At 45.1% G+C, this 15,715-nt stretch carries 19 protein-coding genes and 2 riboswitches; of the genes, 9 read left to right on the top strand and 10 right to left on the bottom strand.

Annotated elements, in window-relative coordinates:
• Window positions 1-107 precede the first annotated feature (107 nt).
• From accB to ABGU93_RS13025, 10 genes are all read right to left on the bottom strand, one after another.
• Window positions 108-581 (bottom strand): acetyl-CoA carboxylase biotin carboxyl carrier protein, encoded by a 474-nt coding sequence (gene accB / locus ABGU93_RS13070; RefSeq protein ID WP_347413882.1) that lies wholly within the window; start codon window positions 579-581, stop codon window positions 108-110.
• A 13-nt stretch (window positions 582-594) separates the two neighbouring features.
• Window positions 595-1,833, bottom strand: coding sequence for a beta-ketoacyl-ACP synthase II (gene fabF, locus ABGU93_RS13065; protein WP_347413881.1), 1,239 nt, complete (start codon window positions 1,831-1,833; stop codon window positions 595-597).
• Between the two features lie 9 nt (window positions 1,834-1,842).
• A complete protein-coding gene (gene fabG / locus ABGU93_RS13060) occupies window positions 1,843-2,583 on the bottom strand; it encodes a 3-oxoacyl-[acyl-carrier-protein] reductase (RefSeq protein ID WP_347413880.1) in 741 nt (246 codons plus the stop codon).
• Window positions 2,577-3,518: an ACP S-malonyltransferase gene (locus tag ABGU93_RS13055; RefSeq protein WP_347413879.1), complete on the bottom strand. Its 942-nt coding sequence runs from the start codon at window positions 3,516-3,518 to the stop codon at window positions 2,577-2,579. Before ABGU93_RS13055 ends, fabG begins: the two co-directional genes overlap by 7 nt.
• Entirely contained in the window at window positions 3,506-4,453 is a 948-nt protein-coding gene (fabK, locus tag ABGU93_RS13050; protein WP_347413878.1) for an enoyl-[acyl-carrier-protein] reductase FabK, read from the bottom strand. The genes ABGU93_RS13055 and fabK overlap by 13 nt, the downstream gene beginning before the upstream one ends.
• A 10-nt stretch (window positions 4,454-4,463) precedes the next feature.
• A complete protein-coding gene (locus ABGU93_RS13045) occupies window positions 4,464-4,685 on the bottom strand; it encodes a phosphopantetheine-binding protein (protein ID WP_347413877.1) in 222 nt (73 codons plus the stop codon).
• 84 nt (window positions 4,686-4,769) lie between these two features.
• Window positions 4,770-5,729: a beta-ketoacyl-ACP synthase III gene (locus ABGU93_RS13040; RefSeq protein WP_347413876.1), complete on the bottom strand. Its 960-nt coding sequence runs from the start codon at window positions 5,727-5,729 to the stop codon at window positions 4,770-4,772.
• A gap of 15 nt (window positions 5,730-5,744) precedes the next feature.
• Window positions 5,745-6,227: a MarR family transcriptional regulator gene (locus ABGU93_RS13035; protein WP_347413875.1), complete on the bottom strand. Its 483-nt coding sequence runs from the start codon at window positions 6,225-6,227 to the stop codon at window positions 5,745-5,747.
• A gap of 126 nt (window positions 6,228-6,353) precedes the next feature.
• The gene (locus ABGU93_RS13030; protein WP_347413874.1) at window positions 6,354-7,430 is read right to left on the bottom strand and encodes a nitronate monooxygenase family protein; all 1,077 of its coding nucleotides are present in this window, start codon (window positions 7,428-7,430) and stop codon (window positions 6,354-6,356) included.
• A 77-nt stretch (window positions 7,431-7,507) separates the two neighbouring features.
• The gene (locus ABGU93_RS13025) at window positions 7,508-8,437 is read right to left on the bottom strand and encodes a DMT family transporter (protein WP_347413873.1); all 930 of its coding nucleotides are present in this window, start codon (window positions 8,435-8,437) and stop codon (window positions 7,508-7,510) included.
• 131 nt (window positions 8,438-8,568) lie between these two features.
• On the opposite strand from ABGU93_RS13025, the gene ABGU93_RS13020 reads away from it, so the two are divergent.
• From ABGU93_RS13020 to ABGU93_RS12980, 9 genes are all read left to right on the top strand, one after another.
• A complete protein-coding gene (locus tag ABGU93_RS13020) occupies window positions 8,569-9,276 on the top strand; it encodes a histidine phosphatase family protein (RefSeq protein WP_347413872.1) in 708 nt (235 codons plus the stop codon).
• 27 nt (window positions 9,277-9,303) lie between these two features.
• Window positions 9,304-9,771, top strand: coding sequence for an rRNA maturation RNase YbeY (gene ybeY, locus ABGU93_RS13015; RefSeq protein WP_347413871.1), 468 nt, complete (start codon window positions 9,304-9,306; stop codon window positions 9,769-9,771).
• A gap of 58 nt (window positions 9,772-9,829) precedes the next feature.
• Window positions 9,830-10,201: a diacylglycerol kinase family protein gene (locus tag ABGU93_RS13010; RefSeq protein ID WP_347413870.1), complete on the top strand. Its 372-nt coding sequence runs from the start codon at window positions 9,830-9,832 to the stop codon at window positions 10,199-10,201.
• A gap of 20 nt (window positions 10,202-10,221) precedes the next feature.
• On the top strand, window positions 10,222-11,118 hold the full coding sequence (gene era / locus ABGU93_RS13005; protein ID WP_347413908.1) for a GTPase Era: 897 nt from the start codon (window positions 10,222-10,224) through the stop codon (window positions 11,116-11,118).
• 20 nt (window positions 11,119-11,138) lie between these two features.
• Complete coding sequence (gene recO / locus ABGU93_RS13000; RefSeq protein WP_347413869.1) at window positions 11,139-11,897, top strand: DNA repair protein RecO; 759 nt, start codon at window positions 11,139-11,141, stop codon at window positions 11,895-11,897.
• A gap of 37 nt (window positions 11,898-11,934) precedes the next feature.
• Complete coding sequence (locus ABGU93_RS12995; RefSeq protein ID WP_347413868.1) at window positions 11,935-12,297, top strand: hypothetical protein; 363 nt, start codon at window positions 11,935-11,937, stop codon at window positions 12,295-12,297.
• Between the two features lie 36 nt (window positions 12,298-12,333).
• Window positions 12,334-12,723 (top strand): VOC family protein, encoded by a 390-nt coding sequence (locus ABGU93_RS12990; RefSeq protein ID WP_347413867.1) that lies wholly within the window; start codon window positions 12,334-12,336, stop codon window positions 12,721-12,723.
• Window positions 12,724-12,967: 244 nt separating this feature from the next.
• Window positions 12,968-14,152 (top strand): MFS transporter, encoded by a 1,185-nt coding sequence (locus ABGU93_RS12985; protein WP_347413866.1) that lies wholly within the window; start codon window positions 12,968-12,970, stop codon window positions 14,150-14,152.
• Between the two features lie 510 nt (window positions 14,153-14,662).
• Window positions 14,663-14,747: riboswitch (cyclic di-GMP riboswitch) on the top strand.
• An 80-nt stretch (window positions 14,748-14,827) separates the two neighbouring features.
• Window positions 14,828-14,913: riboswitch (cyclic di-GMP riboswitch) on the top strand.
• Between the two features lie 81 nt (window positions 14,914-14,994).
• On the top strand, window positions 14,995-15,675 hold the full coding sequence (locus ABGU93_RS12980; RefSeq protein WP_347413865.1) for a prepilin peptidase: 681 nt from the start codon (window positions 14,995-14,997) through the stop codon (window positions 15,673-15,675).
• Window positions 15,676-15,715: the final 40 nt, after the last annotated feature.

The following is a 15,715-nucleotide window of genomic DNA, read 5'->3' as shown; positions in this document are numbered from 1 at the left end:
CGTTAACAAGATTTAGCAGTACCGATCAGGACCGGTACGGTGTAGGTTGGCAATAAACTACCGTACCGACCAATTGTTGGTACGGGGCTAGTTACGCAGTCTAAAATTTAGTCTTCAACGATGCGATAGAGCACCTGGCCGAATTCGACGACCTGGCCGTTGCCGACGCAGACTTCCATAATGGTTCCGGGAGTCTCGGCGGTAATTTCGTTCATCAGCTTCATCGCCTCGATGATACACAGGGTGTCGCCTTCGGAAAAGTGCTGACCCTTGGTCACATAGGCGGGATTGCCGGGCTGACTGCTTTGGTAGAAAACACCCACCATCGGTGATTTTATTTCTTTCCAGTGGGCCGTTTCAGCGATTTCAATGGCTTCAGCCATTACTGGTTGGGTATGATGAGGGAGCGGTGCAGTTGTCGTCGTCGGGGGTTCCTGATAAGTAATCCCGGCTGGTTGTGTCGACCCGATTTCTCGTTTCATTTCGATCTTCAGGTTTCCTTGATCAAGAGCCAGACTGGTGAGTTTTTCTTCAGACATGATTCTGGCCAGGGCCTGAATGGTTTCGGTATTTAATTCCATAGCATATTCTCCTCTATCTAACAAATGCCAGACAAGCGTTGTGACCACCAAATCCAAGCGAAATGGACAGGGCAATGTCACTCTGGACGGCCCGTTTCTGATTGGGGACATAATCCAGATCACAGTCCGGATCAGCTTCCTGATAACCAATGGTAGGGGGGATAATGCCGTCTTTTAAGGCCATCACCGAGGCGATGGCTTCGATGGCGCCGGCGGCTCCCAACATATGACCCGTCATTGATTTGGTGGAGCTGACCAGGGTGCGACTGATATGTTCACCCAGGGCATTTTTAATGGCAATGGTTTCTGATTTATCATTAAGGGGGGTGCTGGTGCCGTGGGCATTTACATAAATTTGAGCTTCCTCAAACTTGACGCCCGCACTGGCTGCTTCTGCCATGGCCAGGCTGATGGCCCGGGTTCCGCCGATGGCATCGGGATGGGGGGCCGTGATATGGTAGGCGTCACAGGTATTGCCGTAGCCGACAACTTCACCGTAGATTTTAGCGCCGCGTTTCAGGGCCGATTCCCGTTCTTCAAGGACCACTGCGCCGGCGCCTTCACCCATCACAAAACCACTGCGGTTTTTGTCAAAGGGAATGGAGGCTCGAGCCGGATCATTCACGGTTGTCAGGGCCGTTAAATTAGTGAAGCCGGCCACCGACAGGGGTGAAATACTGGCCTCGGTGCCGCCGGCAATAATGGCATCGGCATAACCGTGCTTAATACTCCGGAAGGCTTCCCCAATTGAATGGGTGCCGGTGGCACAAGCGGTGACAATGGGCAGACAGGGGCCCTGGGCATTATAGCGAATGGCAATAGTACCCGCAGCGATATTTGAAATCATCATCGGGATGAAAAAAGGCGAAATCCGGCCGGGGCCTTTGGTATCCATTTTATGGCATTCATCAATAAAGGTATGAATGCCGCCAATGCCGGAACCCATAAAAACACCCAGTCGGGTGGGGTCCACATGGGCTTGCACACCGCTGTCTTCCATCGCCTGGACGGCTGCGCCGATCCCGTATTGGGTAAACAGATCAGTTTTTCGGATTTCATTTTTTTTAATATAGTCAAGGGGTTCAAAATCATGAACCTCACCTGCAATTTTCACTTTTAAGTCGGTGGTATCAAATTTCTTAATAAAGTCGATGCCGCATTTTCCATTTTTGAGATTTTCCCAAAAAAGATCTACCGTGCTACCCACTGGAGAAACGGTGCCACATCCTGTTATAACAACTCGTCGATTCATTGATTACTCCTAAATATAGAGACCGCCATCAATTTTAATGACTTCTCCTGTAATATAGCCTGATAAATCGCTACTTAAATAAACGCACAGATTGGCGATGTCGTCGGCCTGTCCTAAACGTTTTAAGGGAATTTGTTTGAGAATTTCTGTTTTAATTTCTGGTTTTAATTCTTTGGTCATATCGGTATCGATAAAACCCGGGGCAATGGCGTTGCAGGTGACCCCGCGCAGGGCCATTTCTTTGGCAGCTGACTTGGTCAGGCCGATCAGTCCCGCTTTAGCAGCGGCATAGTTACATTGACCGACGTTGCCCATCAGCCCAGAAACCGAGGATATATTGATAATTCGGCCTTTGCGCTGTTTGAGCAGGTAGGCACCAACGTGTTTGGTCATGTTGAAAGCGCCTTTTAAATTAGTGTTAATGACGCTGTCGAAATCTTCTTCTTTCATGGCGATTAACAATTTGTCATTGGTAATCCCGGCATTATTCACCAGGATATCCAAGCCATCAAAATCTTTGATAACCTGGGTTACCAGTTCTTTAGTGGCGTTGAAGTCAGCGACATCACATTGATAACTTTTGGCCTGGACACCCAGTGCCAGCAGTTCGTCAATGGTTTGTTCAGCATTTTTCTGGCTGCCGCGGTAGATGATGGCCACATTTCCGTGGGCCTCGGCAATTTTAAGAGCAATGGCCCGGCCAATGCCTTTGGCGCCGCCGGTAACGAGGGCGGTTTTTCCTGTTAACATACAAAAGACCATTCCTTTCCTGCGTTTTTTGCTTCTAAATAATCAGTCAGCAATGTTTCAACATGATAACAGGTGACTGATTTATCAATTTTTTTAATAAAGCCGCTCAGGGTTTTACCGGGGCCGCATTCAATAAAGGTGGTAAATCCGTCGGCAATCATATTGCGGATGGTTTGTTCCCATAACACCGGATGATTAATCTGATGCAGAATGTAATTACGGATATCCACCGGAGCTTCGGGGTAGGGTTTTGCATAAGCATTGGAATAGAGGGGCATGGATCCCGCCGCGAATGTCAATTCATAAATTTTCTGCTCCAGCAGCTTGGTGGCATAAGTCATAAAAGGCGAGTGGAAGCCACCAGACAGGGTCAGCGGAATACCTCGTCCGCCCTGCTCTTTGACCCGCGTTAAAAACGCTTCCTGATCGTCCTTCAGCAACGCCACAACCAGCTGCCCGGGACAATTATAATTGACCGGATAGCATTGATTGAACTCCTTGCAGATTGCTTCCACCGTGGCGTTGTCCAGTTTTAAAACCGCCACCATCGATGCCGGCGTCATCTGTGACGCTTCTTCCATGGCGCGACCACGTTTTTTAACAAATTTTAGTCCGTCGTCCATCGATAGGACGCCGGATGCGACCAGACCGGTTACCTCTCCCAGTGAGAAGCCGGCGGTTCCCTGGGCTTCGACGCCAACGCATTTTAAGGCGGCCAGCGCCGCCAGCTCGACGGCAAAAATGCAGGGTTGGGTGTTCTGGGTTTGGTTGAGTGCTTCAGCCGGCCCCTCAAAGCAAAGGGTTGAGGTGCCGGGATGAATGGCATCAACCTGGTCGAAAATTTCCCGGGAACAGGGACTGAGTTCGTAAAGGGGTTTGCCCATCCCAACATACTGTGAGCCCTGTCCGGGGAAGAGCAGTGCTATTTTACCCATTGTAATCCTCCTTTTAAAACTGTTTCTGTTTCTTCAGCCAGTGTTAAAATGATTTCCTTCACGCTTTGTTTTTCTTTTACCATTCCGGCAATCTGACCAGCCATGAAGCAACCTTTTTGAGAATCACCTTCCTGAGCGGCAATGCGAAGCGCACCCCGACCGTATTCTTCCAGAGCTTCTGGTGGCGCATTTGGATCATTTTCCAATTTAATGAAGTCTTTAGAAAAGGTTGTTTTTAAGGAACGAACCGGATGACCCAATGACCGGCCGCTGAGGGTGGTATCAATATCTTTGGCTTTGATAATTTTATCTTTATAGTTTTCATGGATATTGGTTTCGTGGGCGACTAAAAAGCGGGTGCCCAGCTGAACTCCCACCGCGCCCAGCATGAGAGCGGCGGCGATCCCGCGACCATCGCCAATTCCACCGGCGGCAATGACCGGAATCGAAACCGTATCGCAAACCTGGGGAATTAGCGGCATGGTGGACATTTCACCGACGTGTCCGCCGGATTCGCCGCCTTCAGCGATCACCGCCGTGGCGCCGGCCCGTTCGGAAAACCGCGCTAATCCGGTCGAAGGTACCACCGGAATAACCTTGATGCCGGCTTCAATCCACAGCTTCATGAATTTACCCGGATTACCGGCACCGGTTGTGACAACTGGTACCAGCTCATCAATCAGCACCTGGGCAATTTTATCCACGTGGGGATTCATCAGCATCACATTGACACCAAAGGGTTTGTCGGTCAGGCTTTTTGCTTTATGAATTTCATTGCGCAGCCAATTTTCATCGGCGTTCATTGATGAAATAATCCCTAAACCACCTGCATTTGACACGGCAGCTGCAAGCTGAGCATCGGATATCCACGCCATTGCTCCTTGAAGAATGGGAAATTCAATGTTTAAAAGATCGCAGAGTGGTGTTTTAATCATGCTATTTCACCTAAGCGATTGCTTTTTCGATCAGGGTTACCACATCACCAATGGTTTTAATTTCGCCATCCATTTCAATGCTGGTATCAAAGGCTTCTTCAATTTCCATGACCAATTCGACGGTATCCAGAGAATCCAGTTCCAGCTCTTCGAATGTTGAAGCCATTGTTACTTCCAGATCTTGTTCATCTTTGTAATTCCGTAAAATTTCCACTACTTTTTCTAATACCATTTGATTAATCCTCCTAAGATTATAAATAAATTTTTGATTGTGATGGGGTTAGTTGTTTAAATAAATAATTGCGAGCGGACCACATCAGGCCCATTCGATAACGCAGGCGCCGGTTGTCAAGCCACCGCCGAAGGCGGTTAGGGCAATCCGGGTGCCGGGTTTAAAGGTGTTACTGCGGTTAAGTTCATCCAGCACCAGTGGGATACTGGCGGCTGAGGTATTACCGCAGCCGTTGACTCTCAGGACAAATTTGTCCATCGGCAATTTCAGGCGTTTGGCGGCCCCTTCGATAATTCGCAGGTTGGCCTGGTGGGGGATGATATAATCCAGATCTGCCAGTTCGATGCCGGCGGCTTTTGCCACTGAGCGTAAGTCACTGCAGATGGCAGCTACCGCAAAGCGATAAACTTCCGGCCCATCCATCAGCAGATAGGGGGCTGGGTTGGTCTGGTTTTGGGTCAGGGGATGATTACCCTTAGGCCAGGGAATACTTAAGGCATGCTGATTTCCAACAGCGGTCAGCTGAATGGCTTTTAAGCTATTCCCGCTGGCGAGCACAGCTGCACCGGCGCCGTCTCCGAAAAGAACAGCGGTACCCCGATCCTGCCAGTCCACCAGTTTTGACATGGCGTCCACAGCAATGACCAGGATTTTCAGGTCATCATTCCGGGCAAAATAAGCATCGGCAACATCCAGCCCATAGACAAAGCCGGAACAGGCCGCATTCAGATCAAAACTGGGGCAGGTTGCACCCAGTTGCTCCTGAATCAGGCAGGCCAGGGAAGGGGTGACGGTATCGCCACCAAGGGTGGGACAGATAATCAGATCAAGTTCCGCTGGTTTGATTTGTGCATTTTCCAGGGCATTTACACTGGCTTCCAGAGCGATGTCCAAAATAGATTCTGCCACACAAATATGTCGCGCTTCGATGCCAGTTCGGGAAACAATCCAATCGTGGGATGTATCCAGAAACTGGGCGAGGTCTTCATTGGTCTGGATTGTTTTTGGCAATGCAGAACCGGTACCGATAATTGTAAAGGACATTTGTTCCTCCAAGCATCAAGGCTCGGACGTTTCGTTTACGTCAGACAACCTTGATAATTTTTTTCTGAAAAAACCATTTAATTTTTCCATACCGTGAATTAAAACTTCTTTCTCTTCATCGGTCATTTCTTTAGAAATATCTTTCACCATTTTTACATGAAAGTACTGGTGAATTTTATCGATCCGCAAACCCTTGTCGGTGAGCCGGACGTAGACAACCCGTCCATCGGTATTGCTTTTCTCTTTTTTAACATACCCTTTTTTGACCAGTTTATTGATTGCGACGGTCACTGAAGGGAGATTAATGTTAAGGCTTTGGGCAAGATCACTAATGGTTCTTCCATCATTTTTATTTTTTCCCACATGCTCAATCAGATGCATTTCATTGATTGATAAATCAATATTCGTTGATTGTTTGAGTAAATCTTCTTCAAACTTTAAAATATTATTGAATGTATCAACCAGAACGGCGTTGAGTTGGGAAGAAAAAGAGTCCAAAGGGTCACCTCCAATATTGTTAGATTGTCTAACTAATTATAGCCTTAAAAAAATATTTGTCAAGAAAAGCTCAGATATTAAGGGTTTTCTTAGGGCTGATTAAGATTTAATGGTTCGATCAGCAGATTATTTAGCTAATAGTTCTTTGGTTAATTCATTCATTAAGGCTTCGACGGTTGTGATTTCATCGATCTTGTAGGCATTGGCGCCGGAAAAAACATAGCCGTTTTCCAGAGCACCCTCTTTTCCGGCAATCAGCGCCAGGCCGATACAGTAGGGAGCGGTTTTGTAATCACAGGATTTAATACAATTAATGGGACAATTTTTAGGATGGCGCAGCCCGGCTTTAACCTCTTCCAGAAAGTGGTTATGGATCGCCCGACCCGGCAAACCGGCAGGACTGACAATGATTTCGATATCGGTTTGTTTGGCATTGACGATGGCCTCTTTAAATGCCTGGGAGGCATCGCATTCGGCGGTGGCCACGAATCGGGAACCGATCTGCACCGCATCGGCACCAGCTGCCAGAGTTTCCCGGACATCGGCTGCTGTGGTTATCCCGCCGCCGGCGATTAGGGGAATATGTCGTCCGACCAGATCTTCATAGGGTTTGATTTCTTCAAGGACACCGGGAATCAGTGAAGGCAGCGTTTGTTCAGCCAGACGTTCCGGGGTGAGATCCTCATTTTTAAAGCCTAAATGACCGCCAGCCAGGGGACCTTCGAGGACAATGGCATCCGGTGCGACTTCGTAGTGACGCCACCAGTGTTTTAAAATCAGTTTGGCGACCCGTTTAGAAGAAATAATCGGGGCGATCTTGGTTAAGGAATTACGGGTCAGTTCCGGTAGCGTTAAGGGCAGACCAGCGCCGGCAAAAATAATGTCGTAACCGGTTTGCACGGCATCTTTGACCAGTTGCTCATATTGGGTCAAAGCCACCATAATATTAAGCCCAATGGGACGATTACCAGATATTTCTTTGGCACGTTTAAAGTGATCCACCATGGCCTGTCGGTTGGCTTCTTTCGGATTTTTCTGGTAGTTCGGGTAATCAGAACCCATTTCTACAGCAGATAAGACCCCGAGGCCGCCAAATTTTGAGACGTTTCCGGCCAGGCGGGAAAGGGAAATACCAATCCCCATGCCACCCTGGACGATGGGTTTGGAAAATTCCAGATTTCCAATATTAAATTGAGTTTTCAAAAAAAAACCTCCTCTGCAATTATTCTTGCGATTGGAGGTTATCATAGCATATTGAGAATAAAGCTGTAAAGAAAAAGCTAAATCTCGGTGATTTTTTCGGGATTTTCTGGTTTTGTTTTAAGAAATAATGGTTTAAGAAAAGACCACTTGGTTTCAGCGGTAAGGATCCCCAGAAAAATAATCAGACAGCCCAAAAACATCAGGGAAGTGAAGTTATCACCAAGGATGAGAATCGATAACAGGCTTCCGAAAACCGCCTCCAGACTGAGAATAATGGCTGCATGGGTGGAATTGGTATATTTTTGCGCCACCGTCTGCCCCAAAAAAGCCAGAAAGGTGCAGAATATCCCCAGATATAAGCCATTCAAAAGACCGGGCACCGGGATGGCCAGGGTAAATTCTCCGGAAATAAACACGTAAGCCAGAGAAACCACAGCCGCAAAGCCGAGTTGAATCACCGTCAGAGCAATCGGATCATGCTCTTTTGAGTAGATTCCCACCACCACAATGTGACAAGCGTATAAAAAGGCACAAAGAACCGTCAAGGCATCCCCGGGATTAAAGGAAAAACCAACTGAAAAATCGATGGTCAGCAGGGCCAGTCCCAATAGCATAATAAGGGCCGCTACAAAATTATACTGATCCGGCTGCTGTTTTTTGACCGCCCAATAAATAAAGGGGACCATGATGACATTGGTGGCAGTTAAAAAAGCCTGCTTGCCGGCGAGCATATATTGCAGGCCAATCATCTGTGCGGCAAAGGCGGTAAAGAGAAAAAATCCGATCACACAACCGGCCTTAATGGTTTCTTTAGAGATGTTTTTTAAGTTTTTACGGAAGATAAATCCGGATAACAGGGCGGCAACCGTAAATCTGACTGCCATCAGCATCATCGGCGACATTGAATCCAGGGCATTTTTTGAAGCAACAAAACCGCTGCCCCAGACAAATGCCACCGCCACAAGACCCAGATCAGCTAAAAGAGCTTGCTTTTTAGTTTTTTCCATGGTGACTTCCTTTCTAATGGTTCTTTATTAATTATAACTAAAAAGATCGGGGTTGGCAAAAATATTTTGGTTTCCCGGATTAAAATGAGTTATAATATAGAAAAGTTTAAAAATCACATAAGGAAGAATAAATGAAACTTGTACTGGTAAGACATGTAGAAACATATGGAAATGTGGAGCATCGCCTCAATGGCCACACTGAATCTGACTATACGCCCCGGGGCGAGGCAATGAAGGAACTGTTGGTGGAAGAATTAATTGCACTGGATGCGAAATTGTCATTTGATAAAATCTTTGCCAGTCCCACCTCCCGGGCTTTTAAAATCGCCCAGGAAGTTGGCACTTCGACCGGGAAAGAAATCCAGGTGGATCACCGCCTGCGGGAATTCAACTTCGGCATTTTTGAAGGCAAAACCCGGGACGAATGCATTGAAATATTTGAGGCGGAATGGGATCAATGGATGGCGAATTATATCGAATATGCAGTTCCTGAGGGCCAGAGTCAACGGGAATACCATGACCTCTGTGCTGAATTTTTGGCTGAATTGAATGAGGGCGAAACGATTTTGATGGTCGCCCATGGCGGCACGATCCACGGCATGCTGACCAATATGCTGAATCTGCCCCTTGACTGTAAATGGCATTTTGACATTAAATTGGGAAGCATTACGATGATTGACTATAACCATGGTTTTGGGATGCTGTCGCACATGACCACCCCACCCTATGATGAGTTGATTCCCCATAAAACTCCTTTGACGGATGCCAAAAAAGCGGCCATGCGGGCTGCCGCGCGAACCGAAGCCAAAGCTAAAGCGGCGCACAAAAAAAAGAAATAATAAAATGAAAACCAGAGAGGAATTAATATGCTCGTAGTCGCTTATGATAATCGCAGTGAGTTTGAAATAGCCAACCCGATCCTGGAAGAAATAGAAGATGCCATGGTGCGGACCCTGCTTCACCAGGAAATTGAAGTGGAGTGTGAAGTGAGTTTCTCATTTGTCAGCGCTGCTGAAATAAAAGATCTGAACAAGGAGTACCGGGACAAAGATATGGTCACCGATGTGCTGTCCTTTCCGATGTATGAGGATTTTATCCGTAATCGGGAGACCATTATTAAAGAGAACCCCTTTTTACCACTGCTGCTCGGTGATATTGTTATCTGCATTGAGCAGGCTGAAACCCAGGCCAAAGAATATGGTAATACCCTGACCCGGGAGCTCTCTTATCTGTCAGTCCATAGTGTTCTGCATCTGTTGGGTTATGACCATATGGAAGATGATGAAAAATCCCAGATGCGGCGGATCGAAAAAGAAATAATGGGGGACGAGTAGAATACTCGTTAAACCCGAAAAATGACAACGACGCGATCCTAATCAGAAAAAACAGGAGGTGGGAAAAATCAGAAGAAAGTTAAAAAAGAGTTTTTCTTTTGCCATCGAAGGTGTTTTATACACCCTCAAAACCCAACCCAACATGCGAATCCACTTCGGCGTCGGGATTTTAGCAGTCGCCTGTGGCTTTATTTTTAAAATCGCAAGCTATGAATGGCTGGCGCTGGTGATTGTGATTGGCTTCGTATTTATCCTGGAAATCATTAACACCGCCATCGAAACCCTGGTCGACCTTTATACTGAGGAATACCACCATCTGGCCAAGGTCGCCAAAGACACCGCTGCCGGCGCCGTTATGGTGGCGGCGATCATGTCGGTTTGCGTGGGACTGATTATCTTTTTACCGAAAATTATCAATTGGTTTTTTTAACCAGAGAAAGAATGTGAATGATGAACGAAAACTTTAAATCCGGCTTTATCAGCATCGTCGGTCGCCCCAATGTGGGAAAATCGACCCTGCTCAATAATATTATGGGGGAAAAACTGGTGATCACCTCAGCCAAACCCCAAACTACCCGCAATGCCATCCGCTGTATTTATACTGACGAACAGGCGCAGATGGTCTTTATCGATACTCCGGGGATGCATCGCCCCAAAAACCGGTTAGGCGACTACATGCAAAAAGCCGCTGAAAACACGGTGTCTGATGTGGATGTGGTTTTATATCTGGTTGAACCGGAAACAAAAATCGGACCGGGAGACCAGTATATTCTGGAAAAACTCAAGGCCAGCAAGACGCCGGTTATTCTAGTGATCAATAAAATTGATCTGCTACCCAAAGAAGATGTTTTAATAACCATTGCGGCGTATCAGAAATATGATTTCCTCAAAGCAATCATTCCCATTTCCGCTATTTCGGGAGATGGGGTCAAAGAACTGCTGGACCTGATCACCGAGCTACTCAGTCCGGGCCCGATGTTTTTTCCCGCCGATATGATCATCGATCAGTCCGAGCGCTGGATCGTTTCGGAACTAATCCGGGAAAAACTCCTGAATCTTTTAAATGATGAGGTCCCCCATGGGATTGCGGTGGAAGTAACCGCCATGAAACCCCGAAAAGGGAAGGATATCATTGACATCGAGGCCACCATCTTCTGCGAGCGCAAAACCCACAAGGGCATTCTGATCGGCAAGGGCGGTTCAATGCTGACCAAGATTGGCAGCCAGGCCCGGAAGGATATCGAGTTTTTCCTCAAATCCCAGATCAATCTGCAGCTATGGGTAAAGGTGCGCTCCGATTGGCGAGATAAGAATTTTGATCTGAAAGATTTAGGCTATTTTGAATAAATCCGCTGGTTGGGAGAATTATGGCACTGATTAAAACAAAGGGATTAGTCATCAGAGAACAGCCCTATAAGGAACAGGATAAAATTCTGACCATCTTTACCGAAGATGAAGGCAAGATTCAATGCATTGCCCGGGGCGTCCGCCGTCAGAAAAGTAGCCTTCTGGCCAGCACTCAGATCTTTGCCTACAGTGAATTTATTTATTATCCTGGCAAAAACTTTGGCATCATCAACCAGTCCAATTTAATTGAGGCTTTTTATCCGTTGCGGAACGATCTGACCAAAATGGCGTTAGCTTCGTATTTACTGGATCTGATGTATAATGCCTACGAATTTTTCCAGAAAAGTCCGGAAATTTTAAAGCTGCTGCTCCATGTGTTATTTTATATGTCTGGCGGAAAAGCCAAAAACGACCTGGTTTTAGTGGGTGCTTTTCAGATGAAACTGGTCAGTTATTTAGGCTATCGCCCGGTTCTGGGAAAATGCATGGTTTGTCAGGGTGATCAGGACTTAAGCCTCTTCAGCATTGAGAACAATGGCATTATCTGCAGTGGCTGCCGGGCTGAAACTGAGGGATACCTCTACAAGTTAAACCCTACCATGCTGGAACTGCTGCGGGATTTTTTAAGACAACCGATCAAACAACTTAAGGATCGGGAGGTTAATTCGGCCGAGGCGATAAAAATCAATGATCTGCTGGATCACTATATCGGTTACTGCCTTGGAAAATCTTCCAAAGCCTATGCCTTTTACAAAACCATGCTCAACCCGCTGGGTTAACAGCAGGTTATAAACTTATCAAAAGATTGGAGACAATATGAGAATAGCAATGACAATGGATGGCGCCGCTCTGGAGTCGGCGGTGTCTTCGGAGTTTGATACCAGCCCCTATTTATTGGTAGTCCGTCGTTCAGAAACCGCCATCGAGGCCATTGAAGAAATCGCGGACTTAACAGCTGAGCAGCTGGCTCAAAAAATAATTGATTTGAACTGTGAAGGCATCATCACCGGGAGTTTTAAAAGTCAGCAGGCCTTTGATCTTCTGGCTGACGCCTGCCTGACCCGTTTTCAGGGCGCTGGTCATTCCGGAGTGGAAGCCCTTGAATTGATGAAAAACCGAACCTTACCATTAATCAGAAATTTTGCTGGCACCGAAGGGTGTTCCGGCGATCACCACTAAAAATATTAAAATGATATAAATAAAAAGGAGACTAATATGGGGAATTACAAAATGGCACATACGATGATTCGGGTTCTGGATTTGGATCGGGCCCTGGAGTTTTACAAAGAAGCATTGGGATTTGAAGAAGTGAAGCGTCGGGACGAACCAACCTATGAATTTACCCTGGTATTCTTAGGCGACGGCAATCCCAATGGCCATCAGTTGGAACTAACCTATAACTATGGCCAGGTGGCTCCTTATGATCTGGGAACGGCATACGGTCATTTAGCGGTGCTTGTTGACGATCTTGAAGCATCCTGGGCCGACCATGAAGCAAAGGGGTATCAACCCACCCAGCTAAAGGGGCTCAGTGGCGATGGCAAACCCCGTTACTACTTCATCACTGATCCAGATGGCTATAAAATTGAGATCATCCGGAATTAGTGGCATCGCAACAGATATTGGATTAAAAAGAGAGGAATTCCTCTCTTTTTTTTGAATAAAAACCTGCTAAGAAAAAGACTTCCCGACAATTACGGTTAGTCATAATAAAGAGCCAAGCCTTCATTAGTGACGAAATGGATAAAGATATTGACGTTTTGAAGCTCGAATATTTTATGTCATCCAGGGTAAGAAATAATAGACATAGTTAGTCTAAAAATCAGTACATTAAAAAATGGAGATGACATTGAAAACTAAGGATACTAAAAAAATAAAACTGGCGATCTTATCAATTGCGTCGCTTTTAATGATATCAATGACGGCGTCAGCTATTTTAGCCGATATCGAGCTGCACTTTCCTGATCTTGAGGAATCTGTCGTTCAGATGGTTTTAACCCTGCCGGCGCTATTGGGGCTGATTTTTGCTTTTGTAGCTGGCCCCCTATCAATGCGGATTTCCAAGAAAAGCCTCGTCATTTTCAGTCTCATCAATGGTTTAATCGGGGGCTTGATTGCTTTGATCCTGGGACCGTTGGCAATTGGTTTTTTATTACTGGCAAGCGTTTTAATCGGTATTGCCCAGGGAATCAACGCGACCATGACGCTGGCTTTAATCACCGACTATTTTACCGGTGAAGAAAGCGGGGCAATGATGGGACTCCAGTCCGCATTCCTCAATGGCGGCAGTATGGTTCTGTTGTTCACCTCGGGATTGCTGGCAAATATCAAATGGAATCATGCTTATCTGGTTTACCTGGCTTTTCTACCGGTTCTTTTCATCGTGATCAAAAACCTTCCTCATGATCGGCCGGGCCGGGCAGATCTTACTAAAAACTCCGAAGGTGCTGGGAAACTTAATGTCAGCGTCTATTTTATAGCCGCTTTTATCTTTTTGTTCGGCAGTTTCTTTTTTGTTTTTCAGACAAATATTGCCCTGCTGGTTGTCAGTAAAGGTTATGGTGACGCCACGCTCAGTGGTATGATCAATACCGCGGTTTCTGCTTCCGGTATGGTTACCGGCATCAAATACGGAAACCTGAAACGCCGGTTAAAAATGCTGGCGATTCCGATTGGAATCGGAGCGGTGGGAATGGGATTGGGGCTGATCTATGTCTCGGGAACATTGGCCAGTATTTTTGTGGCCGCAATCCTGGTCGGTTTTGGGATCGGTATTGTGATGCCAACCGGGATTTTTATGGCGGCTAACGCAGTCAAGAATGGGATGCAATCGACCGCTATCGCACTCGTTACCGCAGCGGTCAATTTAGGGATGTTTGTTTCACCACTGCTGTTTAATATGGTATCCTTACCGACTGCTAGCGAAAGCCTAAGCACAAAATTTATTGTATCATCAATTTGTTTATTGCTATTGGCCGTACTGTTTGCGATTGGTCAGCGATTCATTTTACAAAAGCGAAACTGCGAGGACTAAAGGTATTAAAATGATAACAATGATCATATCTAACCTCCAATTATCATAATAGTTAGGTAATTCTAACATGATCAAAGCTTAACATAGCTAACTTTTGATGTCAATTACTTAATCTTTTATTAAGGAAATATTTCTGACTAAATAAATGACGCATAAATGAATTTTATTAAATATAATACAACAAAATTCAAAACCGTTTTTGTGAGTATCCCAAAGTTTTTTCCAAACGGTTCGGATACCCTTAGTTAAATACATGAAAAAATGGCAGCAATATACGATTATTATAATACAATATATAAATGATAATTGAAAATAATAATAATGCAACAAAATGTCTTAGAAAGATATTGAAAATCAATAAACATTAAAGAAGATAATAGGTTTCGAATTTATCTATAATTTATTCGGTTTGATATTTAAAACGAATAATTACTTGTTGTTTTTGTCAAATACAAATACTTTTGAATAAAATCTTGATATATGTAAGATAATGCCTTATCATGATGCCAATAGAATATTTAGCAAACTTATCGAAAGGTAAGGACGCAAAGCTTTAGGGTCTAAGTAATTATTTATATGACAGCCAGTTGCAAGACTTCATCATCACATAGATGAGATTAGTGCAACGTGTCAGAGCGTTGTTTTTTTATTCTATCTTACTCTCCGGTTGGAAAATTTAATATTCGGCAAACTTACCGAAAGGTAAGGACGCAAAGCTATAGGGTCTAAATAATTTTTTTACATGACAGCCAGTTGCAGATTTTAGGTGTATTTAATTCGCCTTAAAGTGCAGCGTGCAAAACGTTGCTTTTTTATTACCAAAATTTGTTGGAGGTGTGCTAATGGATCAATTAGCGACAATAGCACTGGTTATATTAATCGGAGCAGTCGTTGGGGTGTTGATGGAAAAAGCGACTATGTATTTGATCAAGCAGCGAGTTAACACACTGATGCACCATCAGTTTTCAGGCAGCCTTACTAAAACCATCTTTTGGGCAATGATGAATGCAATCACTTGGCTGATCTTTGTCAAGCTCAACGGACTTGAATCAAAAACACTGGAATGTATGCTGCTCTTTTCTATCGGTATCATTCTTTCGGCAGTAGACATCAGCATAAAAAAAATCCCCAACGAATTGGTATTAATGACGATCTTTGTCGGGGGAGCATTCATAATAACGGGGCAGCCCATTACCAGTATCGGGATGAATGTTTTTGGTTTATTGATTGGTTTTGTTATTTTCTTCTTACCGGCAATGATAGGGAAGGGCGCTGGTTGGGGAGATGTAAAATATGCAGCTGCTGTTGGTTTTTGCGTAGGTGCTTATGGCATTATATCAGCAATTATGATCATGACATTCTTTCTGATGATTTATGCCGGTTATCTGATTATCAGAGGAAAAGGTAATCTAAAATCAAAAGTCGCTTTGGAGCCGTTTATGGCATCCGGTTTTGTATCGGTTTTAATTTTAAATCTTATAAATTCAAACTATCACCTGTTCGAATTTGGAATGTTATTTTAAGAATCAAAAATAAATGTTAACGGTTACAAATTTAATCATA

The organism is Acetobacterium sp. (assembly GCF_039830195.1).
Lineage (GTDB): Bacteria > Bacillota > Clostridia > Eubacteriales > Eubacteriaceae > Acetobacterium.
The sequence above is the reverse complement of the archived record's forward strand: the minus strand, read 5'-3'. Positions and strand labels throughout refer to the sequence as shown.